Source organism: Geomonas limicola (assembly GCF_014193675.1).
In the GTDB taxonomy this organism is placed as follows: Bacteria; Desulfobacterota; Desulfuromonadia; order Geobacterales; family Geobacteraceae; genus Geomonas; species Geomonas limicola.
The window spans coordinates 339,245-364,704 of the sequence record NZ_BLXZ01000005.1; the positions used below are offsets into that span (position 1 = coordinate 339,245).

At 61.5% G+C, this 25,460-nt stretch carries 22 protein-coding genes; 10 read left to right on the plus strand and 12 right to left on the minus strand.

The window, feature by feature from the left end:
- Positions 1–769: 769 nt before the first annotated feature.
- Positions 770–2,365 carry a methyl-accepting chemotaxis protein gene (locus H7688_RS14155; RefSeq protein WP_183361810.1) on the minus strand — a complete coding sequence of 532 codons (1,596 nt, stop codon included), beginning with the start codon at positions 2,363–2,365 and terminating at the stop codon, positions 770–772.
- 569 nt (positions 2,366–2,934) lie between these two features.
- Here H7688_RS14155 and H7688_RS14160 point away from each other — a divergent pair.
- Positions 2,935–3,573 carry a carbohydrate binding domain-containing protein gene (locus H7688_RS14160; RefSeq protein ID WP_183361925.1) on the plus strand — a complete coding sequence of 213 codons (639 nt, stop codon included), beginning with the start codon at positions 2,935–2,937 and terminating at the stop codon, positions 3,571–3,573.
- A gap of 428 nt (positions 3,574–4,001) precedes the next feature.
- On the opposite strand, the gene H7688_RS14165 is transcribed toward H7688_RS14160, so the two are convergent.
- The 4 genes from H7688_RS14165 to H7688_RS14180 form a co-directional block, all read right to left on the minus strand.
- On the minus strand, positions 4,002–5,579 hold the full coding sequence (locus H7688_RS14165; protein ID WP_246329812.1) for a methyl-accepting chemotaxis protein: 1,578 nt from the start codon (positions 5,577–5,579) through the stop codon (positions 4,002–4,004).
- Between the two features lie 88 nt (positions 5,580–5,667).
- Entirely contained in the window at positions 5,668–6,138 is a 471-nt protein-coding gene (locus H7688_RS14170) for a cache domain-containing protein (protein ID WP_183361811.1), read from the minus strand.
- A 369-nt stretch (positions 6,139–6,507) separates the two neighbouring features.
- A complete protein-coding gene (locus H7688_RS14175) occupies positions 6,508–6,834 on the minus strand; it encodes a type II toxin-antitoxin system RelB/DinJ family antitoxin (RefSeq protein ID WP_183361812.1) in 327 nt (108 codons plus the stop codon).
- 87 nt (positions 6,835–6,921) lie between these two features.
- Complete coding sequence (locus tag H7688_RS14180) at positions 6,922–9,510, minus strand: PAS domain S-box protein (RefSeq protein ID WP_183361813.1); 2,589 nt, start codon at positions 9,508–9,510, stop codon at positions 6,922–6,924.
- 578 nt (positions 9,511–10,088) lie between these two features.
- Here H7688_RS14180 and H7688_RS14185 point away from each other — a divergent pair.
- The 3 genes from H7688_RS14185 to modC all read left to right on the plus strand — a co-directional run bounded on the left by H7688_RS14185 (position 10,089) and on the right by modC (position 12,778).
- Positions 10,089–10,892, plus strand: coding sequence for a hypothetical protein (locus H7688_RS14185; protein WP_183361814.1), 804 nt, complete (start codon positions 10,089–10,091; stop codon positions 10,890–10,892).
- Positions 10,893–11,037: 145 nt separating this feature from the next.
- Positions 11,038–11,721 carry a molybdate ABC transporter permease subunit gene (gene modB, locus H7688_RS14190; RefSeq protein WP_183361815.1) on the plus strand — a complete coding sequence of 228 codons (684 nt, stop codon included), beginning with the start codon at positions 11,038–11,040 and terminating at the stop codon, positions 11,719–11,721.
- Position 11,722: 1 nt separating this feature from the next.
- Positions 11,723–12,778, plus strand: coding sequence for a molybdenum ABC transporter ATP-binding protein (gene modC, locus H7688_RS14195; protein WP_183361816.1), 1,056 nt, complete (start codon positions 11,723–11,725; stop codon positions 12,776–12,778).
- 76 nt (positions 12,779–12,854) lie between these two features.
- Here modC and mnmA read toward each other — a convergent pair whose 3' ends face one another.
- The 7 genes from mnmA to H7688_RS14230 form a co-directional block, all read right to left on the minus strand.
- Positions 12,855–13,982, minus strand: coding sequence for a tRNA 2-thiouridine(34) synthase MnmA (gene mnmA, locus H7688_RS14200; RefSeq protein WP_281379487.1), 1,128 nt, complete (start codon positions 13,980–13,982; stop codon positions 12,855–12,857).
- Positions 13,983–14,027: 45 nt separating this feature from the next.
- The gene (locus H7688_RS14205) at positions 14,028–14,249 is read right to left on the minus strand and encodes a sulfurtransferase TusA family protein (protein ID WP_183361818.1); all 222 of its coding nucleotides are present in this window, start codon (positions 14,247–14,249) and stop codon (positions 14,028–14,030) included.
- A gap of 15 nt (positions 14,250–14,264) precedes the next feature.
- Positions 14,265–15,206 carry a ferredoxin-like domain-containing protein gene (locus H7688_RS14210; protein WP_183361819.1) on the minus strand — a complete coding sequence of 314 codons (942 nt, stop codon included), beginning with the start codon at positions 15,204–15,206 and terminating at the stop codon, positions 14,265–14,267.
- Positions 15,207–15,307: 101 nt separating this feature from the next.
- Positions 15,308–15,712, minus strand: a complete 405-nt coding sequence (locus tag H7688_RS14215; protein ID WP_183361820.1) for a M67 family metallopeptidase — start codon at positions 15,710–15,712, stop codon at positions 15,308–15,310.
- 1 nt (position 15,713) lies between these two features.
- Complete coding sequence (locus H7688_RS14220) at positions 15,714–16,526, minus strand: HesA/MoeB/ThiF family protein (RefSeq protein WP_183361821.1); 813 nt, start codon at positions 16,524–16,526, stop codon at positions 15,714–15,716.
- A complete protein-coding gene (gene thiS, locus H7688_RS14225) occupies positions 16,523–16,738 on the minus strand; it encodes a sulfur carrier protein ThiS (RefSeq protein WP_183361822.1) in 216 nt (71 codons plus the stop codon). The genes H7688_RS14220 and thiS overlap by 4 nt, the downstream gene beginning before the upstream one ends.
- A 36-nt stretch (positions 16,739–16,774) precedes the next feature.
- Complete coding sequence (locus H7688_RS14230; RefSeq protein WP_183361823.1) at positions 16,775–18,028, minus strand: O-acetylhomoserine aminocarboxypropyltransferase/cysteine synthase family protein; 1,254 nt, start codon at positions 18,026–18,028, stop codon at positions 16,775–16,777.
- A gap of 572 nt (positions 18,029–18,600) precedes the next feature.
- Between H7688_RS14230 and H7688_RS14235 the strand changes: the two genes are divergently transcribed.
- The 6 genes from H7688_RS14235 (at position 18,601) to hybB (ending at position 25,361) form a co-directional block, all read left to right on the plus strand.
- On the plus strand, positions 18,601–19,623 hold the full coding sequence (locus tag H7688_RS14235) for a sulfate ABC transporter substrate-binding protein (protein WP_183361824.1): 1,023 nt from the start codon (positions 18,601–18,603) through the stop codon (positions 19,621–19,623).
- Between the two features lie 129 nt (positions 19,624–19,752).
- Positions 19,753–20,586: a sulfate ABC transporter permease subunit CysT gene (cysT, locus tag H7688_RS14240; RefSeq protein ID WP_183361825.1), complete on the plus strand. Its 834-nt coding sequence runs from the start codon at positions 19,753–19,755 to the stop codon at positions 20,584–20,586.
- A 248-nt stretch (positions 20,587–20,834) separates the two neighbouring features.
- Positions 20,835–21,698, plus strand: coding sequence for a sulfate ABC transporter permease subunit CysW (cysW, locus tag H7688_RS14245; protein ID WP_183361826.1), 864 nt, complete (start codon positions 20,835–20,837; stop codon positions 21,696–21,698).
- A 5-nt stretch (positions 21,699–21,703) separates the two neighbouring features.
- Entirely contained in the window at positions 21,704–22,771 is a 1,068-nt protein-coding gene (locus H7688_RS14250; protein WP_183361827.1) for a sulfate/molybdate ABC transporter ATP-binding protein, read from the plus strand.
- Between the two features lie 156 nt (positions 22,772–22,927).
- On the plus strand, positions 22,928–23,881 hold the full coding sequence (gene cysK, locus H7688_RS14255) for a cysteine synthase A (RefSeq protein ID WP_183361828.1): 954 nt from the start codon (positions 22,928–22,930) through the stop codon (positions 23,879–23,881).
- Between the two features lie 208 nt (positions 23,882–24,089).
- Positions 24,090–25,361: a Ni/Fe-hydrogenase cytochrome b subunit gene (hybB, locus tag H7688_RS14260; RefSeq protein ID WP_183361829.1), complete on the plus strand. Its 1,272-nt coding sequence runs from the start codon at positions 24,090–24,092 to the stop codon at positions 25,359–25,361.
- The last annotated feature ends 99 nt before the right edge of the window (positions 25,362–25,460 follow it).

Below are 25,460 nucleotides of genomic sequence, written 5' to 3' on the forward strand. Positions count from 1 at the left end.
GCAGAGAGGAAAGGAGAGGAAAGGAGACGAAACCACCACAACGGGTTCCGGCCCTAATGCTAGCGGTACAAGGCGGAGACCAGTCTTGAGGGAGTCTTTCCTCGCTGTTGGTCTTCCTCTGCGAACCTCTGTGGTGAGCGGGTTAGGTTTGCCAAGCTATGTGGGAGCAGCTGAGGCTCGAACCTTTGCCCCATCCCCACCCCGCCCCTCCCCTTGAAGGGGAGGGGGAGTTTCTTCGAGCGGATGACTGGCGTTAATCAGCCAAGGTTTCAGCGGTTTACTCCGCCGTTGCTCTTCCTTTGCGAACCTCTGTGGTGAGCGGGTTAGGTTTGCCAGGCTATGTGGGAGCAGCTGAGGCTGGAAGCTTTGCCCATCCCACCCTGGCCCTCCCCTTGAAGGGGAGGGGGAGTCTTTTCGAGCGGATGGCTGGCGTTAATCAGCTAAGGTTCTAGCTGTTTCCACCGCCGGTGGTTTTCCTTTGCGAACCTTTGTTGGTGAGCGGGTTAGGTTTGCCAAGCTATGTGGGAGCAGCTGAGGCTGGATGCTTTGCCCATCCCCACCCTGGCCCTCCCCTTGAATGGGAGGGGGAGTTTCTTCGAGCGGATGACTGGCGTTAGCCAGCTAAGGTTTAGCGGTTTCCTCCGCCGTTTGTCCTCTGTGAAGCTCTGTGTCCACTGTGGTTAGCTGTTTTGGGTATAAAAAAGGGGGAGGCGGCTGGTGCCGGCTCCCCCTTGGCCCCGGCGCACCGGGGCTGGTACTGGTTGAACTGCTAGAAATGAAACTTGCTGATCTGCTCCCTGAGGCTCCCTGCCAGCTGGTTCAAACGGTCGACGGCCGCCATGGACTCGCGGTTCGCCTGGGCGGCACCCTGCATGCTGCCGGTGATCTGGTGCACGTTGTTGCTGATCTCGCGACTGGTCGCACTCTGCTCCTCGGCCGCGGTGGCGATCTGCCCGATCTGCATGGTCACGGAATTGATCTGGTTCAGGATCTCCTTGAGGCTCGCGCCGGATTTCTCGGCATCTGCGGTGCCGCGATGCACACCCTCGGCGCTCTCCTGCATGATGACTACGGATCGCGCGGTCTCGGCCTGGATGAAGCGGATGGTGGCCTCGACCTCCTTGGTCGCCTCGGTGGTACGCTCGGCCAGCCGGCGCACCTCGTCGGCCACCACGGCGAAGCCGCGTCCCTGTTCGCCGGCGCGCGCCGCCTCGATGGCGGCGTTCAGGGCGAGCAGGTTGGTCTGGTCGGCGATGTCCTGGATGGTGCCGATGATGGCACCGATCTCCTCGGACTTGGCTCCCAACCCGGAGATGCTCTGGTAGGTGGCGTCGACCTTGCCGTTGATGCGCTGCATGTCGCGGATGCTGCGCTCCACGTCGGTCACACCCAGGCTCGCCAGCTCGCAGGCGTGCTCGGCGCTGCTCACCGCGCGCTGGCAGGAAAGGGAGATGTCTGACGAGGTGGCGGCCATCTCTTCGCCGGCCGTCGAGACGGTCACGGTCTGCTCGGCGACGTCCTCGGTGGTCTGGGCCACCCGGCCGGCGCTCGACTTGAGCTCACCGCTGGCAATGGCCACCTGGTCGCTGCTGTGCGCCACGCTGACCACGATCGCCTGAACCCGCTCGATAAACACGTTGAAGAGCCGGCTCGCTACCCCGATTTCGTCGGGGCTCACCTCGAGACGGTGGGTGAGGTCACCGTCACCCTCGGCCACGTTCTCCAGGGTCGCGATCAGCTTGCGCAGCGGCACCAGTGCCCTTTGCAACACCAGGTAGGCGACCAGGGAGAGTACCCCGGCCAGGACAAAGGAGATGAACATGGCCCAGTTCTCCATGCTGTCGAACACGGCCAGGTATTCCGACTTCTTCTCGCCCACGAACAACACGCCGATGACCTCGTTCTTGTCGTCCTTGAGGGGGAGGTAGCTCGTGAAGTGCGGCGTACCCAGAATGGGAGCCTCGCCGGAATAGGGGACGCCGCGGGTGATCACCGGCTCGTAGGCCGGGCCCTGCAGGGTGGTCCCGACGGCACGGCTGCCGTCCCCCTTCTTGATGGTGGTTGCGACCCGCACGTCTTTCTGAAATATTGTCGCCTCGCCGCCGAAGAGCTCCTTCATCTTGTCGGCCAGGTCGTTGTTCCCTTGCAGGGGGAGATCGCCGGCCATCAGTTTGCCGTTCACGACCCGGATGGGCCCCTTGCTCCCCACCAGCTCACGGAACGCCTTGCTGCGCGAGGTAAGCGAGTTGTTCACTTGGCGCGCTATTTCCCGCTTGGTCACATGCAGGGTGATGGTCGAGGTGACGAAGGTTGCGGCGAGGACGATGGCGACGTTGGCAGTGAAGATCTTCTTGCTTATGTTCATTTCTGCTTCCTTTCGTGGGGGCGCCTTCATTGCGAGCTGAAGCGGAGGCTCGCTGAAGCCGTCTTCCGGAGATCGAGCGGTTTCTACGTCGTGCTTCAATGAGGCTATCGGTTTCTCTGCGGTAATCTTGAGTCAAAAATACACAAAAGTACCCTTTTTTTCGGTCTTTCCGGAATGATTAATGAGTAAAGGTTGCCTCAGGGGAAGAGCCGGCTTCCTCCGTCCGTCGCGCAAGGCGTTGTAGGTGAGAGTCGTACGAGTTTGGCCGCCTTTGTCGAGGGAGGGAACCCGGATGGTGCTGCCCCGGTCATGATGGGGCAGTCGAAAGCTACGATAGGTGTGAAAGGTTCGATCCCTGTGGCTAAAGGGGAGGGGGTGCCGCGTTTTTCTGGAGCGGCGACACTGTAAATAATCCCGACAGTTGACGGATTCCTTTACATTTATCGGTGTGACGCCGATGACACACTGTGCTGGAACTTACTGAATTCACAGTTAAAAAACTCTGGCAAGTATATTGCTTTATTTATGTCAGGTGATAACGCAGCAGATCGGGTGGCAGCGGAGTATTTATGCGAAAACATCTGATAATCCTGGTAATGACGATGGCCTGGCTTTTAGCGCTCGGCGTCCCTGCGTCTCTGGCGCTCCCCAACCTGGTTACCAACGGCGGTTTCGAAAACGGCAGTTTTGCCGGTTGGACGCACTCCGGGAACTCCGGCGCTACCGTGGTCGAATCGACGGTGCTGCACGACGGCAACTTCGCGGCGGCCCTCGGGCCGGTGGGGTCGAACGGAACGCTTTCCCAGGTTCTGAACACCATCGTCGGCGATACCTATCAGATTTCCTTCTGGTTCCTGGAACCTAAGAGCGACAAATTCAATCCTTTTCACCGGTCCGCGCCTGCCGCCAACCTGTTCACCGCGAGTTTCGAGGGTGAGCACCTGCTGACCCGTCGCAACACCAGGAACACTTCCCCCGCCTGGATCGAGTACGTGTACGAGATCACCGCGACCTCCACCACCTCGCTGCTGGAGTTCTCCTTCCGGGATGACCCGGGGTACGAGTACCTGGACGAGGTATCGGTCTGCGACTTGACCCCGCCGCCCCCCCCGGCTCCCGCACCGGTCCCGGAACCTGGCTCCATGCTGCTCTTGGGTTCGGGTGTCCTGGCCCTGGCGGTCTATACTAAGAGGCGCCGGGAAAGGTGACACCGGCACCGGAATGAATGACAAGAGGCGACCCCACTAGCGGGGCCGCCTCTTTTTTTCTCTGCCATTCTGCGAGTGCGCCTCTCACCTGGGGATGACGGGGTTGGATATACGCCGTGCCTGTGTTTGACCCATCCCCACCCCGACCCTCCCCTTGAAGGGGAGGGGGCTTTGGGGCGAGCGGGACATGGACGTTAATCAGGTTCTCTTTGACTTTCGTCCAGGCGTGGCGGGTGTCACGTGGCAGCCTGGCCCTGTTGGCGTGTGTCGCCTGGCAGCCTGGGCCCTGTTCCCCCTTGTGCGACGTGGGGGACGTGCGACGGGCTGTGGCGCTTCGTGGACTGAATGTTGGGGACTCAAAGGAAAAAAGAGGCGACCCCGCTGTGGGGCCGCCTCTTTTTTTTGATCTCCGTCGCTGCAACGACAGGCTAGGGGAGCTGGAAGCGCTTTACCAGGCCCTGGAGATCCTGGGCCTGCCGCGAGAGCTGGGCGGCCGCTTCGGCGGTGGCTACGGCGCCGGTTGCGGTCTGGGCCACTACATCGGTAATCTGCTGCACCTTGGTGGTCACCTCGCAGGTGGTCGCGGTCTGCTCCTCGGCGGCGGTGGCAATCTGGTGGATCTGGTTGGCAACTTCGTTGATCTTGCTCAGGATGTCGTCCAGGGCCTGGCCGGAACGCTGCGAGGAAACGGCTCCGCGTTCCACCTCGCGCACTCCGTCCTCCATGGCTTTCACCGCCTCGGCGGTTTCGTTCTGGATGGCCCGGATCATCTCGCTGATCTCGCGGGTCGCCTTGGTGGTGCGCTCGGCCAAGGCCCGCACCTCGTCGGCAACCACGGCAAAACCACGCCCTTGCTCGCCGGCACGGGCCGCCTCGATGGCAGCGTTCAAGGCGAGCAGGTTGGTCTGGTCCGCGATGTCCTCGATGGTCCCCACGATCTCGCCGATCTGCTGGGAGCGCGAACCGAGAGCCTGGATGGTCTGGGAGGTCTGGGTGACCCGCTCGGCGATGATGCTCATGCCGGCGATGGTCTCCTGAACCACGCGTGCCCCCGCGCTCGCTGCGTTGGTGGAGTTCTGGGAAGCGTCGGCCGCCAAGGTGCAGTTGCTGGCAATCTCGGAACTGGTGGCGGACATCTCTTCGCTGGCCGTGGCGACCACTTCGGTCTGGCTCGCCACGCTCTCGGCACCCTGGGCGATCTGGGCCGAGGTGCCGTGCAACTGGCAGGACGCCTCGGCAATCTCGTTGGAGATCTGCACGGTCTGGGAGATCACCAGGCGCAGGTTCGTCACCATCTCCGCCATGGCTACCATCAACTGGCCGACTTCGTCGCTGCTCTTGGCTACCACCTGGATGCGCAGGTCACCCTCGGAAAGTGCGTGAGCCACGCTGACTGCCTCCTTGAGCGGTTTGGTGAGCGCCTTGGAGGCCACCAGCGCGGCCAGAGCGCCGACCACCAAAAGGATCAGTCCCAACCCCACCATGACCCCCACATTGCGTGCGAGGACCTGCGAGATGCGGGTGTCGTTCACCGCCAATAGCAGGTAGGCGTTCTGCAGCTGGTCGTTGGCGGTCACATCCACCTTGACGGCCAGGTAGCTCAGGGAGCCCGTTTCGAGATAGGCGGTGTCCGTCTTCTGGGCCGGCGGGTGAGCCGCCAGGCGTTTTAGCTGGGGATCCAGCTTGAGGGACTCGTACCCCTTGGCGGATTTCTGCGCAATGACGGCCAGGTCCCCTTTAGGCGGCTGGACCACCACCGCCACGGCACTGACATCGGCATCGGTTCCCACCAACTGGCCGAGCACCTTTTCGGCATCTTCCTTGACGCTGTACTGTACTGCGGGCTTGAGCACCTCGGCGGTCATCATGGCGAGGCTGGATCCCTTGTCCTTGAGGGAGCGGGACCCCAGGGTGCGTACCTCGAGAATGGAGCTGATGGTGAGCGCGACGGTCAGCACCACCGAAATGGCAACGATACACAACGTTATCTTGTGGTTTATCTTCACGGGCTTCTCCTTTGTTCCTCGGCAGGCTGCGAGCCTTGCTCACCCGGCACCGGGGCCCCCGAAGCTGAGGGCTTCGGGGGCCTGCGGGCTACTTGCCGTAGATGCCGCAGCCGATGACCATGCCATCGACCAGTTCGACGAAGGAGGATTTGTCCAGAATCTTGTTCTTGTCGGCGGGGTTGTATTCCTTGTAGGTGGTCCAGCCGCTGCCGCTTTTCTGCACCAGTTCGGTCCAGTCGCGCACCCAGTGCTTGCCGTCCGGGTCCTTGTCGTTCCAGCGGTTTTTGCCGGTCAGCTCGAGACGCACCCCGTGGGCCAACACGGTACCTTTCTCGTCGTAGACGAAGATGTAGAGCCCTTTCTTGGTCCCTTCCTGGAAGTGGAACTTGCCGGTGGAGCCGCGTACCTCGGAGAAGAATTTCTCCTTACCGTTGGCCTTGTAGAAGCTTACGGCCTGTTTGACCATGGCCTTGGCGTCTGCCTTGGTGGGCGCCTCGCTCGCGAGGACGGTGGAAGCGGAGAAGACCAGGAGAGTGAAAAGCAGAATCAGATAACGCATGTGAAACCCCCTTGTTGAATGTGCCGGCACCGGGTGCCTTTGTTGAGTTGCAATTCGGCAGAAGGGGTAAAGTGCTTTAGGATAAATCTTACACTCCTACAGAAACTAAGGAAAATCGAAAGGAGATCCAATCCTACGCGGCGAGTGTGGGAAGCAAGGAGGGCATGACCGGGTGCTGCCGGCAAGAGCTAGCAACAGAACGGCCGTAGCTGCCCGAAAAACCTGGGAAGCCGGTAGGAAACGAGTATGGAAATTGAATGGATGACGCAGCTATTTAAACGTGGTGGGCCAATTGAGCGAAGAGTGAGGTATTCTGAGGACCTGGTACCTGCCGTGAACTACTCGATAGACGGGGGAGCCATTCGACATTCAAGAAACAATCCCCTTCTTCTTGGTGCGCCTGTCCCCTTGCTCACTGTTGAAGCGTTTCATCACGTCACCGTGTGGAGTAAAGACGGTCTCCGGATCGTCCGCTTTGGCGACAGCGCTCTCCACTTGTCGCCTGAACCACGCGTCATGAGCTTCGGAAGCCTCCTCGGGAAGTTTTACTTTGAAAGGAAGCCCCTTTTCCAGGATGACCTGGTTGATGAACAACCGGATTGCGTCACTTGTCGATAAACCCAGTGCACCAAGAATTGCCTCAACTTCCACCTTTTTAGCCGCATCGATTCTTGAACGAACAATCGCCTCTTTCATCTCACACCTCCGCTGACCGATTGTAGCACACTAAGGCTACAGCAAGTAGTTACCATTGGCTGGAAGGTTGAATCACCTGTGCGCCCATCAGGGGAGGGTGAAGTAGAAGGTGGCACCGGCCTCCGGGGCGGCCTCGGCCCAGACCTCGCCGCCGTGGCGGTCGATGATCCGCTTCACGGTGGCAAGCCCGATGCCGGTCCCTTCGTACTCCTCGCCGTGCAGGCGCTGGAAGGCCCCGAAGAGCTTGTCGCGGTAGGCCATGTCGAAACCGGCACCGTTGTCCCGGACGTAGAAGGTGCGGCCGGAGCCTGTCAGGGTGGTGCCGAAGCTGAGCCTGGCCCCCTCGCGGCGCGCGGTGTACTTCCAGGCATTCCCCAAAAGGTTCTCCAGCACCTGCCCCAAGAGGATCTTGTCTCCCAGCGCCTTGATGCCGGGGGTGATCTCGACCTCGACCCGGCGCGCCGGGTCGCTCTCGCGCAGCGACGCTGTTATGTCCGCTGCCAGTGCGCTGAGGTTCACGGTCTGCTTCACGAGCTTGGAGCGGCTTACCCGGGAAAGCTCCAAAAGGTCGTCGATCAGGTGCCCCATCTTGATGCTCGCCTGGCGCGAGCGCCGCAGGAAGTCGAGCGCCGCCTCGGGGAGCTGCTGGCCGGACTCCTCCTGCAACAGGGCGAGGTAGCTGTTGATATGGCGCAACGGGCTCCTGAGGTCGTGGGAGACCGAGTAGCTGAAGGCCTCCTGCTCGGCGACCGCCCGCTCGAGCTGCGCGGTGCGCTCCTGGACGCGCTGCTCGAGGCAGGACTGCAACAGCAGGATCTCCTGTTCGGCCCTGGTGCGGTCGGTGATGTCGTCGTAGAGCGCCAGGACGTAGTCGACGCTGCCGTCGTAGCGGCGCACGCAGCCGATGGACATGATGAAAAACAAGGTGGACCCGTCGCGGCGCAGGTAGCGCTTTTCGATCACGTACTCGTCGATCTCCCCGGTAAGCATCAGGTCGAAGTATTCCCGGCTCTTCTCCAGGTCGTCGGGGTGGGTGAGATCCTCCCAGGACTTCTCGGAGAGTTCCTGGGCGCTGTACCCCAAGAGGTGCTGCAGCCTGGCGTTGGTCTGGAGCCAGCGTTTGTCGGGGCCGGTGATCGCCATCCCCACCACCTGGCGCTCGAAGAAGAGCCGCATGCGTTCCTGGTTCTCCTTGCGCTCGGTGATGTCGAGGATGCAGGCGGTATTGCCGTCCCAGTGTCCCGGCTCGCTGGGGATCCGCTCGACGAAGAGAACCACGTGCACCACGTCCCCCCCCTTGGTGAGGTAGCGCTTCTCGAGGGTGTAGCGCGGCACCTCTCCGCACACCATGGCCGAATGCATCTGCTGGCTGAGCGGTAGGTCGTCGGGGTGGGTGACCTGGAGAAAATCCATCACGCCGACCAGTTCGTCGGCCTGGTAGCCCAGGAGCTGGCAAAAGGTATCGTTGACCCGGACAAACCGGTTGTCGGGCCCCACCGCCACCATCCCGAACAGGGAGTTCTCGAATAATGACCGGTAGCGGTTCTCGGAGCGGCGCTGCGCCTGCTCGGCCAGGTCCCGCTCCCGTTCGCGCGCCTCGAGTTGTTGCGCCATCTCGTCGAAGCTCCTCCCCAGCTGCCCCAGGTCCCCCCCGACCAGCAGATTGGAAACCCGGACCTTCAGGTCGCCATCGGCCAGGCGTTGCGACGCGGCACGCAGTACCGCGACCCGGTTCACAATGGAGTGCTTGCCGATGAGCCAGGCCACCCCCAGGGCGCAGGTGAGGCTTGAGATGAACAGGATCAGGTTGCGTCCCAGCATGGCGTTCACCTGGGCGAGGGTGGTCGCTACCGGGACGCCGGTGCGGACATAGAGGTAGGGACGGGACTCTCCCTTCAGGGTGAGCCGCCGGTAGGAAAAGGCGCGCTCGGCATGGTCGGCACCCGTGGCGATGAAGAACCCCTGGTCCTCGGTCCCCTGCATGCGCGCCAGGGCTCCCGGCGGGTCGGAGGTGCCGAGCTTCCCCTCGGGGGGATAGCTGCGTGCCAGAACGACACCGCGGTGATCCAAAAGGACGTAGCGGCAGGAGTCTCCCTGTGGCTGGGGCACCGCGTGAGCCAACCGGTCCAGGTCGAAGGCGATGGTGAGGGCACCCAAAAGGGTCCCGGTGGCATCCTGGTAGGGGTAGCACAGGTTGAGGGTGGGGCGCCCTGCCATCCGGCTTACGATGTACTCACCCGAGGAGAACTGCCCGCTGGCCAGGGCGTTGCGGAAGTAGCGCCGGTCGGCTACCGAGACCTGCTGGTTGGTGATGGCCGAGGCCCAGACGGTACCGTCCAGGTCCAGCGCGGAGATGTTCAGGTAGGCAGGGTTGGTGCTGAGGATATCGCGCAGGATCGCTCGGGTCTTCTCGCCCCGGTGCCTTCGGATATCCGGGAGTTGCGCGAGGGTCTTCAAAAGCTGTTCGGCGGAATCGGCGGCCTGCTGCTGCTCGTTGGCGATGACGTTGGTGATGCTGCGAATTTCTTGCGCGGCGGCGTTCATGGCGGCTTCGCGGAGTCTGAGACCCGAGACGAGGATGATGCCGGCTGTCGGCAGAACCAGAATCAGGGCCATGAGGCTGATCTGCGCACCGATGGAGAGCGCCAGCAGCCTGGACATCACCCCTTTACCCATGGTGCCCCTCCAAAGAACACACCTCAGCAGGGGAACACGGGAGAAAAGGCGTACCGGTCCCGATGCGATGCGGCAGTAGTCTGCGTGCAGGCGCATATGTCGACGGTGTTCCCATCGGTGGCGCTTCTCTCATAACGGTAACAATCCCCCTGGCGGCAACTCTCTCTGGTTGCCTCAAGACCCTGCCTCTGCCAGTACAGTAACCTCTCAGTTACACAACATACATAAACAGTGGCATATTAACTAATGCAAAGATATAGATGCGCCAATACCTTGTCAACCATTTTAAGGTGCGTCCATGGCCTGGTGCGTGGGGCGCTCTGTGCAAAATCTGGCGGTGGCCCGGATTGGGACGAGCGGGGGTAAGTCTCTGGAATTTCGTATGGTAGGGCCGCGGCGAGGGGCGGCGGGTGTGCAGGCAGACGGCAGGAGGGTTCTGATAGAGGTTTTCAAGACAACCCCGCTACGGAGGTGAAAAGGACCGGCATCACACTGGGTTAGCGCTCTTTGCAGGAAAATGTTCGGAATTGGAGTGGAAGTTGAAGTCCCCCGGGTAACTGCCGACAAGGGGGACAGTCATGAACGCTTCCGATACACGCTTCAGTTCGCTGCTTTTTGCCGTAGCACTTTTCCTGGTGCTGATAGGTGGATCCACGGTGGCGCAGGCCGGGGAGGTTTCGGTGTATCTCAAGTCCGGCTATTTTACCTGGGACGAGAAGCTGAACGGTGCCAGCTTCGTCAAGGAGACCGGCGCTATGTTCGGGGCTGGTGTCGCGCACCAGGGGGAGGTCGCTGGGCTGAAGCTTGCCGAACTGGCAGAGGTCTGGGGTGGCAATCTGAACTACGACGGTCACGATCTCACCAATACCACCAAGATAGATTCCGATACTTCCTACCTCGGGACCCGCGAGGAGGGCTCCCTGGGGATCCGGCTCCCGTTGCCTGCCGGCTTCTCCGTCGAACCCTTCGTGGGGATGGGGCACAAGTTCTGGATCCGCACCCGCTCCGGGGAGGATTGGAACACCATTTACGCCAAGGTGGGGGTAGGCTCCGACGTCGCCATCGGGGAGAGCACGGTATTCGCCAAGGCCGGGCTCTTGATGCCGCTGTACACGAGGAACCACGTGAGCCTGGCCTCTGCAGGGTACAGCGACGTGGTGACCGAGCCCAAGTCGCTCCCCTCCGCGTTTGCCGAGGCGGGGGTGAAACGGGGGGCGTTCGCGCTGAGTGTCGAATACGAAGGGATGCGCTTCGGCGAATCCGACAAGGTCCCGACCTCCCGGCTGGCCGGCAATCCCGGTGCCGTGATCCAGAACAACCAGGCCTTCCAGCCCGACTCCGAGGCGCACCTTTTCTCCCTGAAACTGGCCTACAGCTTCTGATTCACCGGCTGACTCCGAAAAAAGAACCGGCATCCCGCTTTCGTGGTGCCGGTTTTTTTGTGTTTCTGCTCCGATTGTGATATCAACGAGTTTCCTGCCGACCGGCACGGACAACGCTTTGCCAGGCAAAGGCGGATCTTCCTCGATGCTGACACTCACCCCTGCAGATTTCGGCGCCATTGCGCTTTCCATCAAGGTCGCCGTGGTAGCCACCGCGCTGAGCCTTCCCCTGGGCTTTCTCTATGCCTACCTGCTCACCTATCGCACCTTTCGGGGGAAGGTCATCCTCGAGGTGCTGGTCAACCTGCCGCTCACCCTGCCGCCGGTGGTGATCGGCTACCTGCTCCTGATCTCCCTGGGGAGAAACGGTTTCCTGGCGCCCCTGTGCGACCTTTTTGGCCTGAGGCTCATCTTTACCTGGAAGGCGGCGGTGCTCGCTTCGGCGGTGGTCGGCTTTCCGCTTTTGGTGCGCTCGATCCGGATCGGCATGGAGGGGATCGACCCGCAGTTGATCCAGGCCTCCCGCACCCTGGGGGCAGGCGGCATCGACACCCTGTTCACCGTGATCCTGCCGCTTTCGGTGCGCGGCATCCTGGCGGGGTCCTCGCTCATGCTGGCCCGCAGCCTGGGGGAGTTCGGCGCCACCATCATCATCGCCGGCAACATCCCCGGTGTCACCCAGACCATTCCCCTGGCCATCTACGACTACGCGAGTTCCCCCGGCAGCGAGCGTGCCGCGCTGGCACTCTGCCTGGTGGCCGTGGCGCTCTCCGTCCTGGTCCTCTTCTGCCACGAGGCGCTGGGGAGCAGACTTTCCCGGAGGGATTGAGATGGAACTCAGGATGGCGGTAACCAAGCGCTTCGGTGCCTTCGACCTTGAAACCGACTTCACGACGAGCGGCGAGGCGATCGGCGTTTTCGGCCAGTCCGGCAGCGGCAAGTCGACCCTGGTGAGTCTCTTGGCGGGGCTGGCCCAGCCCGACGCCGGGGAGATCTGGCTGGACGGCGAGTGCCTTTACAGCTCGAGCCGGCGCATCGACCTCCCGCCGCAGCGGCGCCGGGTGGGGATCGTGTTCCAGAACGCCTGTCTTTTCCCGCACCTCGACGTGGAGGCGAACCTGCTCTACGGCTACCGGCGCTGTGCCCCGGAAAACCGCAGCATCGACTTCAAGACCCTGATCGGCGTGCTGAGGCTGGAGGAGCTTTTGAAGCGAGGGGTGAACCGGCTCTCCGGCGGTGAGCGCCAGCGGGTGGCCCTGGGGCGTGCCATCCTCGCCAACCCCCGGCTGCTCTTGATGGACGAGCCGCTCTCGGCGCTGGACGACTCGCTCAAGTTTCAGATCATCACCTACCTGAAGAGCGCCAGCGAGGAGTTTCGCATCCCCTACCTGTTCATCTCGCACTCGCTCATCGAGGTCCGCCTCATGACGGAAAAGGTGCTGGCGGTGGCGGGGGGGCGCATTACCGGCCAGATGACGCCGGAACAGCTCGCCCGGCAGCGCATGGGGCAGAGTCAGGTGGGGTACATAAATCTCCTGGACGTGGAGTTGAAGCGGAGGCTGGGGGGGCTGTACGCCTACCGGTGGGGTGATACGGAACTCTTCGTTTCCGCGGGGGACGATGCCCCGCGTGCCGTCTTCGAGCTTTCCTCGCGGGACATCATCCTCTTCAAGAAGCACCCCGAGGCGATCAGCGCGCGGAACCTCTTGAAGTGCACCGTGCTGGACACCTTTCCCTCGGGGAACAAGGTCGGGGTGGAACTTGGCTGCGGCGGCCGCAAACTGGTGGCCGAGGTGGTGGTGCAGGCGGCCGACGAATTGGCCATCCAGGCGCGCAGCGAGATCTACGCGGTGGTCAAGGCCGCCTCGTTTAGGCGGCTGGGTTGAATCTCTTTAAAGGCTACGGTCAACCGGGGCGAGCCTTCGCAAAGGCCACCGGGCCGAGGCTTACGCAACACCGAGGCTAGGGTGCACCCGGGAGGATCCAGGCTCCGCCGACTACGCGGTCGCCGTCGTAGAGTACCACGGCTTGACCCGGGGTCACCGAGTGCTGGGGTTCCCGGAACTCGACCTTGAGCCGGCCGTCCGCCAAAAGCTCTGCCGTGCAGGGGAAGGGCTTCTGCCGGTAGCGGATGGCGCAACTCCCCTCGAAGACGCCGGACAACGGGCCGGCAGTCCAGGTGCACTGGTCGGCAAGAAGGGAGCTGCGCAGGAGTTCCGGGCGCGCTCCGACCGTGACGCGGGCCGTCCCGGCGTCGAGCGAGGTGACGTAGAGCGGCTCGCGCCAGGCGATCCCCAGGCCGCGGCGCTGCCCCACCGTGAAGTGGTGGATGCCGTCGTGGCTCCCCAGGCGGGTGCCGGCGGCGTCCACGATCTCTCCGGCACGCGCGGGAATCCCGTTATCTTCCAGGAAGCGGACGTAGTCGTCGTCGGGGATGAAGCAGATCTCCTGGCTTTCCTGCTTGCGGGCGGTGGGGAGGTTGAAACGCTCGGCCAGTTCGCGCACCCGGGGTTTCTCCAGGTGACCCACCGGGAAGATGGTGCGGGCCAGGTGCTCCTGCTGCATCCCGAAGAGGAAGTAGGTCTGGTCCTTGCCGGGGTCGAGCCCCTTTCTGAGCTGAAAGATTCCCCGGGGATCCCGCTCGATGCGGGCGTAGTGGCCGGTGGCCAGGAGGTCGGCGCCCAGCCCGGCGAGCATCTCGAAGAGGATGCCGAACTTGATCCTCTCGTTGCAACGGGCGCAGGGGTTGGGGGTGCGGCCGGCGCGGTATTCCTCGACAAAGTTGTCCATCACCAGTTCCTTGAAGCGCTGGCGAAGATCGATCACCTCGAAGGGGATGCCGAGACGCTTGGCGACCCGGGCCGCGTCCAGCACGTCGGTAAGCGAGCAGCAGGTGCGCCCGCCGGTCGGTGCCGACTCGGGGCGCTCGTAGAGCTGCAGCGACACCCCCATCACCTCGTGTCCCTGTTCTTTTAAAAGCGCGGCGCTGACCGAGGAGTCGACGCCGCCGCTCATGGCTACCAGAACCCGCTTTTTTTCAGCTGTGACTGACATGGCTACTGCTTCCTTCGCTGCTGCCGCCGCCTTCAGGGTCACCTGGACCCAAGGGAACAGCCGTTCGGGAAAGGGGAGGGGCTACTCTCCCTTTTCCAGGGTCAACACGTAGTAGCCGTCAGTTTCTTTCAGACCGAGGAGCTTGTGCCCGTCGGCCTTGAGGCTTCTCGGCACGTTTTTCACCGGTTCGCCGTCATCCAGCAGGAACTCCACCGTCTCTCCCACCTCGATGTCCTCCAGCGCCAGCTTTGCCTTCACAAAATTGGTAGGGCAGGTCACCCCACGCAGGTCTACCGTTTCCATCTGTTCTCCTTATCCTTACCCCTTGAGCGGGAGTTGGGTGTCGACGATCTGCGGCGGGATGGTGCTCGCCAGGATGTACTCCGGGAAATCCACGCGCAGCCTCTCGAGCAGGGACGCGGTCCCCTCCTTGTGGATGATGTCGCCCAGGCGGACCCGGCCCGCGCCTTCGGCCTTCTCCTGGTACCAGGCGAGTACGGTGGCGATGAAATCTACCGCCTTCTCCTCGGGGAGGAAGGTCGCGTAGAGGGTGCCGATCAGGGGGCGGCGCCCCCACTTGCCGCCGATGCGCACCGAGTAGCCGCGCTTGGCCACCTGCCAGGCCGAGGTGGGGCAGACCTTGACGCAGTCGCCGCAGTAGATGCAGTTTTCTGCGCTGAACACCGGTTTGCCGTCCTCGCCCATGGCGAGCGCCCCCTCGGTGCAGGACTTGGCGCACAGACCGCAGCTGATGCAGGCATCGGCGTCGAGCGTGGGCCAGATGGCACCCTGGAAACCGACGTCGTTGATGGCCGACTTGGGGCAGTCGAAGGGGCAGCCGGCAAAGCAGACCTTGAACTTGTGGTGGCCGGTGGCGGTGCCGAAGAGCTTCGCGTCCACCTCGAGGGCCGAGGCCTGGGTGTCCACCAGGCCGTTGGGGTTGTACTCGCAGCCGCCGCAGGCGGTAGGGACGCGCACCCGGGCGCCGCAGGAGGCAACCTTCTGCTGCTCCTCGCCCAGTTCGGCGACCACCTGGTCGAAGTCGGCGAAGTTGATGTTGATGAGCTCGATGGACTGGCGCACCGACAGGTGCACGTACCCCTTGCCGTACTTCTGGGCGACCTCGGCGATTTTCGCCAGCCGGTCCACCGCGAGCCGGCCGCCCGGGACGCGCAGGCGGACCGTGAAGAGGTCCTTGCCGCGCTCCTTGATGAAGCCGCCGGCTTTCAGGTTTTTCAGATCGATTTTCGGGTTGGCCACGTGGTGCCCTCCTGGTCATGAAAGATAATGGTCATTTCTGGGGGGACTGGCTCGCAGGTGCCGGTCCCCCTGGTTTTGGCGTCACCTCAGCGTTTCCCAACTTACCCCGCAGCGATAGTGATTTCCGCCGCTTCGACCACCCCGTCACTGATGGAGAAGGCCTTGGCGACCGGTTGCTCCCGGTCCAAAAGCGACACGATCAGGTGGTAGACGTTGGGGGTGAACGCCAGCCGGATGTCCTCCTCGGAGGGGCGGGCCGGAGACTCCGGGTGCGAGTGGTAGATGGCGACCATCTCCTGACCCTCGGCGCGCAGCGCCTTCACCACGGAGAACTGTTCCCTGGGTTCCATGGTGAAGTGTTCGTTGCTGGCATCGGTATTGGTCATCGGGAAGTGGCTCTTGACGCAGCCATCGGTTCCACCCAGGATGCCGCAGACTTCCAGGGGAAACCCCTGACGCGCGTGCTCGAGGACCGCGCGGTGGATCGCTTCTGGTATGGTCAGCATGTCAGTGCCCCAGGTCGCACACGGTCAGGGCGTCGACCTCGTCCTTAAGTTCGCTGATGCTGGGGTGCTCGCCGCAGATCGGGCACTTGGCGCTCTGCTTGATCGGGATCTCCCGGAACTTCATGCGCAGCGCGCTGTAGGTAAGCAGGCGCCCGGTCAAGAGGTCGCCGGCTCCCAACAGGTACTTGATCGCCTCGGTCGCCTGCAGGGTGCCCAGGACACCCGGCAGCACCCCGATGACGCCAGCCTGCGAACAGGTCGGGATGGCGTCCTTGGGGGGCGGTTCCGGGAAGATGCAGCGGTAACAGGGGGATTGACCCGGCAGCACCGTCATGGTCTGGCCGTCGAACTGGAGGATCCCGCCGTGGGAGTAGGGTTTGCCGGCCAGGACGCAGGCGTCGTTGATCAGGAACTTGGCGGCGAAGTTGTCGGTGCCGTCGATGACGAAGTCGTACTCGGCGATCATCCCGGCGATGTTCTCGGCGGTGACCCAGGTGTCGTAGGTGACGACGTTGAGCTCCGGGTTGATGGCGATCATCTTTTCGCGGGCCGAGAGTACCTTGGGCTTGCCGATATCCGGGGTGAAGTGGATCACCTGGCGCTGCAGGTTGGAGAGATCCACGTTGTCCGCGTCCGCTATGCCGATGGTGCCGACGCCGGCTGCCGCGAGGTAGAGGGCGATCGGAGCGCCCAGTCCGCCGGCGCCGATGATGAGCACGCGGCCGTTCAACAGCTTTTGCTGCCCTTTGCCCCCCACCTCCTTGAGCAGGATGTGACGCGAGTAGCGGGTGATCTGGTCCTCGGTCAGCTTCATTGGGCGCCCCCGCCCATGAAGTAGAGGAACTCGACGGTGTCGCCGTCCTTCACGGTGGTTGTCGAGAAAAGCTCGCGTTCGACGATGTCGCCGTTTACTTCGACGGTTACGTACTCTTTCTGGGCCACGTTCAAAGCGTCCAGCAACCCGTTCACCGAGAGGGTCGCTGTCTCGGCGACGCTCGCTGCTTTTCCGTTCACGGTAAGGTTCATGTCTTCTCCTGATTCGTCTGGTGCTCGTGCAGTAAATTAAGCCTTAGCGAGTGCCGCGGCAAAGTCTTCCAGGATGTCCTCGATGTCTTCAATCCCCACCGACACGCGAACCTGTTCCTCGCTTACTCCCATGAGGGCCTTGGTCGGCGCGTCGTAATCCGCACAGATGGTGCTCGCCGGGTGGATCACCAGCGTCTTGGTGTCGCCGATGTTGGCGAGGTTCTTGGCCAACTGCAGGGCGTTGATGACCCTGAATGCCGCGGCCTTGTCGGCCAGCCCGAAGGTGAGGAGACCGCCGAAGCGCCCCTGGAACTGGCGCGCCGCCACCTCGTGAAAGGGGGAGTCGGGAAGACCGGGATAGTTCACCCACTGCACCTTTTCATGACCTTTGAGGAACCGTGCGAGTTTCAGGGCGCTGGTGCAGTGGCGCTCCATCCGGAGCCCCAGGGTGTCGAGTCCCTCGCCGTGCAGGAAGGCGTTGAGCGGTGCGGCGCAGGCGCCTATATCCTTGTGGATCAGCTTCCGGGTGCGGGCGGTGAAGGCGAAGTTGCGGTACTTGCGGTAGAACTGCGCGAAGTGCGGGAACTTGTCGCTGTTCCAGTCGAAACTGCCGCAGTCGATGATCGCCCCGCCGATGGAGTTGGCGGTGCCGTTTATGTATTTGCTGGTGGAGTGGATGACGATATCGGCGCCAAACTCCTTCATCCGCGCCAGGTAGGGGGTCGAGACGGTGGCGTCCACCATGAGCGGGATGCCGTGACGCCGTGCGATAGCGGCGAGGGCGGCGATATCGGGGACGTCGAGCTTCGGGTTGCCGATGGTTTCCACGAAGATCAGGCGGGTCTTTTCGTTGACCGCGGCTGCCACCGCGTCCAGATCGACGGGATCTACGAAGCGCGAAAGGATGCCGTAGTTCTCAAAGGTGTCCTTGAAAAGGGAGTAGGTCCCGCCAAACAGCGACGAGGAGGAAAGAATTTCGTCGCCGCTTCTGACGATGGCGAGTACGGCAGTTGAGATGGCTGCCATTCCGGAGGAGGTGACGATGCCGCCGATGCCGCCCTCCACTGCAGTGAGCCGCTTCTCCAAACTCTCCAACGTCGGGTTCCCGATCCTGGTGTAAACCTGGCCGATAGCCCGTCCCTTGAAAATGTCTTCCAGTTCCTCGGCACTTTGATAGGCAAATGCGGAGGCCTGCACGATGGCGGCCTTGGTGGCGCCGGCCGGACCGGGGACGCTCCCTCCATGGACCAGCAAGGTGTCCAACTTAACTGCACTTCTGGTTTCTGCCACAACCCCTCCTGTTAAGCATTCAGCAGCCAACTACCAGTCGATGCAGCGTGTCTCTGTCAGTCAAACAGCCTCGTCTGGACCTGGAATGGGGCTGAGATTAGATACAATGAGTAATATTGTCAAGAAATAAAAAGCTAAAACACATTGATGTGGTGTGCAAAGGCCTCCTGAGAGTACCTACATGATTGCTGTCCTGCTGGTAATTGGTATCCGAGGGGAGATAACCGGTACCGGCCTCTAAGATACTGGCATATAAGGGATGATGCGGTAAAGCCTACTTTAAAGGTCGTGAAAGTAAAAAATAAACTTGACACGTAAATGGTGTAATGTTAGTTGTTAGCCCACAAAGTCTGTCGGCTAATGGGTAAAGAGAAGTCAGGGTCGGGCTCACAACCTTGATCTTCAAGGTGGCTGTACGATAATCCTTGTAAAAATGGAGGGTTGCACAAAGGTAGGCGGGACGCGGTATACCTCGAAAAATCCGGTATACTCTCTCATCGTTGGAAGACGCTAATTTTTTTGAAGCTTCAGACTATAAAAACTATAGACTAGCGAACGTCAAGGGGCTGCTGATGAATAAAGGGGTAGCACTTATCAGGACAATCACCGTGGTAGCGTTGCTGGTCCTGTTGCCAGCCATGGCTGGGGCGCAGATGGAACTGCTGAACGTCTCGTACGATCCGACGCGCGAGCTGTACCAGGAGATCAACAAGTCCTTTTCCAAACAGTGGAAACAGAAAACCTCCCAGACGCTGGTGATCAAGCAGTCGCATGGCGGGTCGGGAAAGCAGGCGAGGGCAGTCATCGATGGGCTCGAGGCAGATGTGGTGACGCTGGCCCTGGCCTATGACGTTGACGAGATCCGGATGAAGGCTCGGCTGCTTCCGGAACACTGGCAGCGGCGCTTGCCCGGCAACAGTGCTCCGTACACCTCGACCATCGTCTTCCTGGTTCGCAAGGGGAATCCGCAACGGATCCACGACTGGAACGACCTGGTGCGCCCCGGGGTGAAGGTGATCACTCCCAACCCGAAAACCTCCGGCGGTGCACGCTGGAACTACCTGGCGGCGTGGGCCTACGCCCTGAGGCAGCAGGGTGGGAATGATGCCCGCGCCAGGGAGTTTGTTACCCGACTCTACGGCAATGTGCCGGTACTGGATTCCGGGGCACGCGGGGCAACCACGACCTTCGTACAGCGCGGCATGGGGGATGTGCTGATTGCCTGGGAGAATGAAGCCTACCTCGCGGTGAACGAACTGGGTAAGGATCGCTTCCAGATCGTGGTTCCCTCGATCAGCATCCTTGCCGAACCTCCCGTGGCGCTGGTCGACAAGGTGGTGGACAGGAAGGGGACGCGCAAGGCGGCGGAGGAGTACTTGAAATTCCTCTATTCAGCCGAGGGACAGGAAATTGCGGCCCGGCACTACTACCGTCCGTTCGACAAGAAGGTGGCTGCCAAGTATGCCGAGCGGTTTGCCAAGCTGAACCTGGTGACCATCGACGACATTTTTGGCGGTTGGTCCAAGGCCCAAAAGCACCACTTCGCCGATGGTGGCATCTTTGATCAGATCTTTGTGAAGCAATTGAAGAGGTGAAGCAATTGACAGTTGACGATGAAATGCCGTGAAGCAGTTGAATGACGACGAAATGATGCGAGACGATTGAAGGCTATTGAATAGTAGACGGGGGCGCTGGAACGGGCGCGTGTTGTTAGAGGAAGGACTATGGGACTGTTTCGAAGAAAACATGCGGTACTGCCTGGTTTCGGGCCGTCGCTCGGCTACACCATCTTTTATTTGAGTGTCGTCGTGCTGATTCCCCTGTCGGCGCTCTTTTTCAAAACGGCGACCTTGAGCTGGGATCAGTTTGTCACCGCCGTGGCAGCACCTCGGGTGCTCGCTTCCTACCGGGTGACCTTCGGCTCGGCGCTGGTTGCCGCGGCGGTGAATGGGGTGTTCGGCGTCTTGGTGGCCTGGGTGCTGGTCCGCTACCGGTTCCCCGGCAAAAAGCTAATCGATGCTTTGGTCGATCTCCCCTTTGCCCTTCCAACCGCTGTCGCCGGCATCACCCTGGCGAGCATCTACTCGGCCAACGGCTGGCTCGGCTCCCGTCTGGAGCCACTCGGCATCAAGGTGGCATTTACTCCCGTGGGGATCATGGTTGCCATGATCTTCATCGGCCTTCCTTTCGTGGTGCGCACGGTGCAACCGGTTCTTGAAGAGTTGGACCAGGAGATCGAGGAGGCTGCGAGTTGCCTGGGAGCCAGCCGCTGGCAGACCTTTTACCGAGTGTTGTTCCCGACAATGTTGCCGGCAATCCTGACCGGGTTTGCGCTTGCCTTTGCCCGCGCGGTCGGCGAATACGGCTCGATCATCTTCATCGCCGGTAATATGCCGATGGAATCCGAGATCACGCCGCTTTTGATCATCACCAAGCTGGAGCAGTACGATTACGCCGGTGCCACGGCAATTGCGACTGTCATGCTGCTGGTCTCCTTCTTACTGCTGCTGTCCATCAATATGCTGCAGAAGTGGAGCCGCAGGTTTGCAGACAATTGACGGAACACAATGGACGATTGACAATTGACAATTGACGATGAGAAGAACGCCACAAGACAATTGACAATGGACAGTTGACGATTGACAACGAGAAGCATGACACCTTTGATTAAAGATATGCACCGCACCGGTCAAACCAGTCTTTTCTGCTGTTAACTGTCAAATGTCCACCGTCAATTTTCAGCCAGTTAAATAACTGTCAATCGCCAATTGGTTTATGCGAGGTTTTTATGAACGTAGCTGCGAACATGAACAGAACGAACGGCAAGAACGGCTCGAATGTCTCTGAACCGGCCTGGGTGCGGGTGCTGCTGACGGCGGTGGCGCTGGGATTCATCGCGCTGTTTCTGCTGCTGCCGCTGGGAGCCGTGTTCGCCCAGGCGCTGGAGAAAGGGTGGGACGCTTACCTGGCTGCCCTGAAGGAACCGGATACCCTGTCCGCCATCCGGCTAACCCTGATAACCGCTGTCCTCTGCGTGCCGGTGAACCTCCTTTTTGGCATCATCGCAGCTTGGGCCATCGCCAAGTTCAGTTTCCCCGGCAAGAGCTTCCTGGTCACCCTGATCGACCTCCCGTTCTCGGTGTCGCCGGTGGTCTCGGGCCTCATCTACGTGCTGATCTTCGGCCTGCAGGGGTGGCTGGGACCCTGGCTGCAGGCCCACGATATCAAGATCATCTTCGCGGTCCCCGGAATCGTGCTGGCAACCGTCTTCGTGACCTTTCCCTTTGTGGCCCGTGAGCTGATCCCCCTCATGGAATCGCAGGGGCGCGACGAGGAGGAGGCGGCGCTCACCCTGGGTGCCGGCGGATTGCAGACCTTTTTCCGGGTCACCTTTCCCAACATCAAGTGGGGGGTGCTCTACGGCGTGATCCTCTGTAACGCCCGCGCCATGGGGGAGTTCGGCGCCGTCTCGGTGGTCTCCGGCCACGTGCGCGGTGCGACCAATACCATCCCACTGCAGGTCGAGATCCTTTACAACGAGTACAGCTACGCTGCGGCCTTTGCCGTCGCCTCGCTCCTCGCACTTCTGGCCCTGGTGACCCTGGCGGTCAAGTCGGTTGCCGAGTGGAAGATTAACCAAACCCTGGTCACGCCGGGCTCCGAAAGGTAAAAGACATGAGCATCGATATCGTTGGTATCAGCAAGAATTTCGGGAGTTTCACCGCTCTAGACCAGGTGAGTCTCACGGTGCCCTCCGGTGAACTGGTGGCGCTTTTGGGTCCTTCCGGATCCGGCAAGACCTCGCTGCTGCGCATCATCGCCGGCCTGGAAACCCCGGACAGCGGCCACATCCTCTTTAATGGCGAGGAGGCGACGGCGCGCCAGGTCCAGGAACGCAAGGTGGGCTTCGTGTTTCAGCACTACGCACTGTTTCGCCACATGACGGTCTATGACAACATTGCCTTCGGGCTCACGGTAAAGCCGAAGAAAACGCGCCCCTCGAAACTGGACATCAGGGACAAGGTGTTCAACCTCTTGAAGCTGATCCAGCTGGAACAGCTGGCGGATCGCTACCCGGCACAACTTTCGGGGGGGCAGCGCCAAAGGGTCGCGTTGGCCCGCGCCTTGGCGGTGGAGCCCCAGGTACTTCTGCTGGACGAGCCGTTTGGCGCTCTCGATGCCAAAGTGCGCCTGGAGCTTCGACGCTGGCTCAGGCGTCTGCACGACGAGATCCACGTCACCAGCGTCTTCGTCACCCACGATCAAGAGGAGGCGCTCGAAGTTGCCGATCGGATCGTGGTAATGAACCAGGGACGCATCGAACAACAGGGGACACCATCCGAGGTGTACGATCATCCAGCCACCCCTTTTGTCTTCGATTTCCTGGGGAACGTGAACCTGTTCCAGGGGAGGGTACACGAAGGCAAGGCGCGGGTTGCGGGATTGGAACTGGCCACGCCGGAACATGCCGCGGCCAGAAATGCACCGGCGGTGGGCTACGTCCGCTCGCACGACATCGAGATCGAGCGCGATGCCCTGGACGTGAGTGCCCTGGAGGCCGAGGTACGTTACGTACTTTCGGTGGGCCCGCTGGTGCGGGTGAACCTGGCCTTGACCGATGGCCACGGCATCGAGGTGGATCTTGCGCGGGACGTTGCCGACCGGTTGAGCCTCAGCGTGGGAGAGCGGGTCTATGCGCGTCCGCGCAAGGTCCGGGTCTTTACGGAGGACTATCAGATCTAGAAATTGTAAAACACAGTAGACAGGTCAAGTAAAAACCTAATTCTACTTGACAACTCCACAGGATAAATATAAAGATACAGAACATCTCTCGTTAAAACTGCCGACCAGGCTCGCTATTTGCGCGGTTGAGACCCACATCTGAAAGGAGAACACGCCATGTCCCGCATTTTCGAAGACAATTCCCAATCTATCGGCAACACCCCGCTGGTGAAACTGAACCACGTCACCAAGGGAGCCCAGGCGACGGTGCTCGCCAAGATCGAAGGGCGCAATCCTGCCTACTCGGTTAAGTGCCGCATCGGTGCCAACATGATCTGGGATGCCGAGGCGCGCGGCGTGTTGAAACCCGGGGTCGAGATCGTCGAGCCGACCAGCGGCAACACCGGCATCGCGCTGGCCTACGTGGCCGCGGCACGCGGCTATAAGCTCACCCTGACCATGCCCGAGACCATGAGCATCGAGCGGCGTCGGGTGTTGGCTGCCCTGGGTGCGCAGCTCATCCTGACTCCGGGCTCCGCCGGCATGAAAGGGGCCGTTGCCAAGGCCGAGGAGATTGTCGCCTCCGACCCGCAGCGCTACTTCCTACCGCAGCAGTTCAAGAACCCGGCTAACCCGGCCATCCACGAGAAAACCACCGGTCCCGAGATCTGGAACGACACCGAGGGCGCGGTCGACGTCATCGTTTCCGGGGTCGGCACCGGCGGCACCATCAGTGGCATCGCCCGCTACCTCAAAAAGGAAAAGGGGAAACAGATCATCGCGGTCGCCGTCGAGCCGAAGGAGAGCCCGGTGATCACCCAGAAGCTGGCCGGCCAGGAACTGAAGCCCGGCCCGCACAAGATCCAGGGGATCGGCGCCGGCTTCATCCCGGATACCCTCGACCTCTCGCTGGTGGATCGCGTCGAACAGGTCGACAGCAACGAAGCCCTCGAGTTCGCCCGTCGCCTGACCCGCGAGGAGGGGCTCCTGGTGGGGATCTCCAGCGGTGCTGCAGCGGCCGCCGCGGTGCGCCTCGCGAACCTGCCTGAGTTCGCCGGCAAGACCATCGTGGTGATCCTCCCCGACCTGGCCGAGCGCTACCTCTCCACGGCGCTGTTCGACGAAGCCTGAACCGAGGCGGTAAACTGATGCGCAAAAAGCCCTGGCACTGCCGGGGCTTTTTTTTTCGGTTCCCGGACAGGATACGGCGTAGACCGGTTAACCTGCGGCTCCGGCGGGGGAGGGGAGTGCAGCCGAGTTATTTCGGTGATTTCCTGACAGGTAGTGTTGACAGTATGTCCTTTCCGCGGGTAATATGCGCCGGAGTCAAGGAGGATTCATGCTGGGGCGGAACAAGGGAAATTCCCGGAGGAACAGGCGCATCCTGACCAGGCCGTTTTTCGTGCTGCTCTGCCTGGCGCTGCTCGGCCTGTACTTCATGGGTGTCCGCTTCACCAAGGGCATCGGTGCCGTCTCGAACCTAAGCGACGGCTACCCTTGGGGGATCTGGGTCGCCTACGACGTCGCCATCGGTACCGCTATCACCTGTGGAGGCTACGCGGTTGCCGTACTGCTCTACATCCGCAACAGCTGGCGCTTCCATCCGCTCATCAAGTCCGCAATTTTGATCAGTCTCTTCGGTTCCTGCCTCGCCGCCAGTTCGGTCATCGTCGACATCGGCCGCCCCTGGAACGCCTACGGTTTCTTCGTGCCGACGCATTCGCAGCCGACCTCGGCGCTGTTCCAGTTGGCCATCGGTATGCTCGGTTTTCTGGTGGCACAATGCCTCGAATACTTCCCCGGCCTGCTCCAACTGCTGGAACAGGGCAATCGCGAGAGCCTGTGGCACCGCCTGTTGTCCCGCGTGCTGATCGAGCGGTCCGAGCACCCCGCAGTCCCCGGCCGGGCGCTGGTCCGGCTGAACCACCTGCTGATCGGCGTGGTGGCGGTGGGGATCATCCTGCCGACCATCCACCAGTCGGCGCTCGGCTCCTTGATGCTGATCGCATCCACCAAGCTGCATCCCATCTGGCACACCGCCTTTCTGCCGCTGTTGTTCCTGATCAACTGCATCTACCTGGGGTACGGGATGGTGGTCCTCGAATCGCTGGTCGCCTCCCTGGTGCTCGAGCGCGACTACGACACCGACGAGTTGGCCCAACTGGCACGCCTGGTACCCTGGCTCACCGGCATCTGGTTGATGATTCGCGTCGGGGACCTGGTACAGCGCGACCAGGTCTCGGCAGTCTTTCACGGGGATTTCTACTCGGGATTCTTCCTGGCCGAGTTTTTCCTGCTCCTGGTGGGGGCGGCTCCGCTGTTCAGTGGCGAATACCGGCGTTCGCCGCGCTGGCTCTTCATCTCCGCGGCACTCATCCTTTTGGGTGGCGGGCTCTACCGTTTCAACGTCTACCTGATCGGTTTCGATCCCGGGGCCGGATGGCACTACTTCCCGTCCTTCGCCGAGGTGATGATCCCGGTGGGGATCGTTTCCCTCGAGGTGCTCGGGTACCAGTTGCTGATCAAGATGTTGCCGGAGTTTCCCGAGTATCCCGCAGCTCAGCGCGAGATCGAACGGCAGGCGCGTGAAGCATTGCATTGCCGCAGGTGATTTGTTAGGATGGGCCTCGTTTCTATGCGGGTGGCATTCAGGTGGAGGGGTTTTTGATATTGGGGTTTTGTCGGACAATTCTTCTTCTCTGCCTTGTTC

Excerpts from the sequence above, each read along its gene's own strand:
- H7688_RS14155 (WP_183361810.1), bottom strand. The coding sequence starts at position 2,365 with ATGAACATAAGCAAGAAGATCTTCACTGCCAACGTCGCCATCGTCCTC.
- H7688_RS14160 (WP_183361925.1), top strand. The coding sequence starts at position 2,935 with ATGCGAAAACATCTGATAATCCTGGTAATGACGATGGCCTGGCTTTTA.
- H7688_RS14170 (WP_183361811.1), bottom strand. The coding sequence starts at position 6,138 with ATGCGTTATCTGATTCTGCTTTTCACTCTCCTGGTCTTCTCCGCTTCC.
- H7688_RS14175 (WP_183361812.1), bottom strand. The coding sequence starts at position 6,834 with ATGAAAGAGGCGATTGTTCGTTCAAGAATCGATGCGGCTAAAAAGGTG.
- H7688_RS14180 (WP_183361813.1), bottom strand. The coding sequence starts at position 9,510 with ATGGGTAAAGGGGTGATGTCCAGGCTGCTGGCGCTCTCCATCGGTGCG.
- H7688_RS14185 (WP_183361814.1), top strand. The coding sequence starts at position 10,089 with ATGAACGCTTCCGATACACGCTTCAGTTCGCTGCTTTTTGCCGTAGCA.
- modB (WP_183361815.1), top strand. The coding sequence starts at position 11,038 with ATGCTGACACTCACCCCTGCAGATTTCGGCGCCATTGCGCTTTCCATC.
- modC (WP_183361816.1), top strand. The coding sequence starts at position 11,723 with ATGGAACTCAGGATGGCGGTAACCAAGCGCTTCGGTGCCTTCGACCTT.
- H7688_RS14205 (WP_183361818.1), bottom strand. The coding sequence starts at position 14,249 with ATGGAAACGGTAGACCTGCGTGGGGTGACCTGCCCTACCAATTTTGTG.
- H7688_RS14215 (WP_183361820.1), bottom strand. The coding sequence starts at position 15,712 with ATGCTGACCATACCAGAAGCGATCCACCGCGCGGTCCTCGAGCACGCG.
- H7688_RS14220 (WP_183361821.1), bottom strand. The coding sequence starts at position 16,526 with ATGAAGCTGACCGAGGACCAGATCACCCGCTACTCGCGTCACATCCTG.
- thiS (WP_183361822.1), bottom strand. The coding sequence starts at position 16,738 with ATGAACCTTACCGTGAACGGAAAAGCAGCGAGCGTCGCCGAGACAGCG.
- H7688_RS14235 (WP_183361824.1), top strand. The coding sequence starts at position 18,601 with ATGAATAAAGGGGTAGCACTTATCAGGACAATCACCGTGGTAGCGTTG.
- cysT (WP_183361825.1), top strand. The coding sequence starts at position 19,753 with ATGGGACTGTTTCGAAGAAAACATGCGGTACTGCCTGGTTTCGGGCCG.
- cysW (WP_183361826.1), top strand. The coding sequence starts at position 20,835 with ATGAACAGAACGAACGGCAAGAACGGCTCGAATGTCTCTGAACCGGCC.
- H7688_RS14250 (WP_183361827.1), top strand. The coding sequence starts at position 21,704 with ATGAGCATCGATATCGTTGGTATCAGCAAGAATTTCGGGAGTTTCACC.
- cysK (WP_183361828.1), top strand. The coding sequence starts at position 22,928 with ATGTCCCGCATTTTCGAAGACAATTCCCAATCTATCGGCAACACCCCG.
- hybB (WP_183361829.1), top strand. The coding sequence starts at position 24,090 with ATGCTGGGGCGGAACAAGGGAAATTCCCGGAGGAACAGGCGCATCCTG.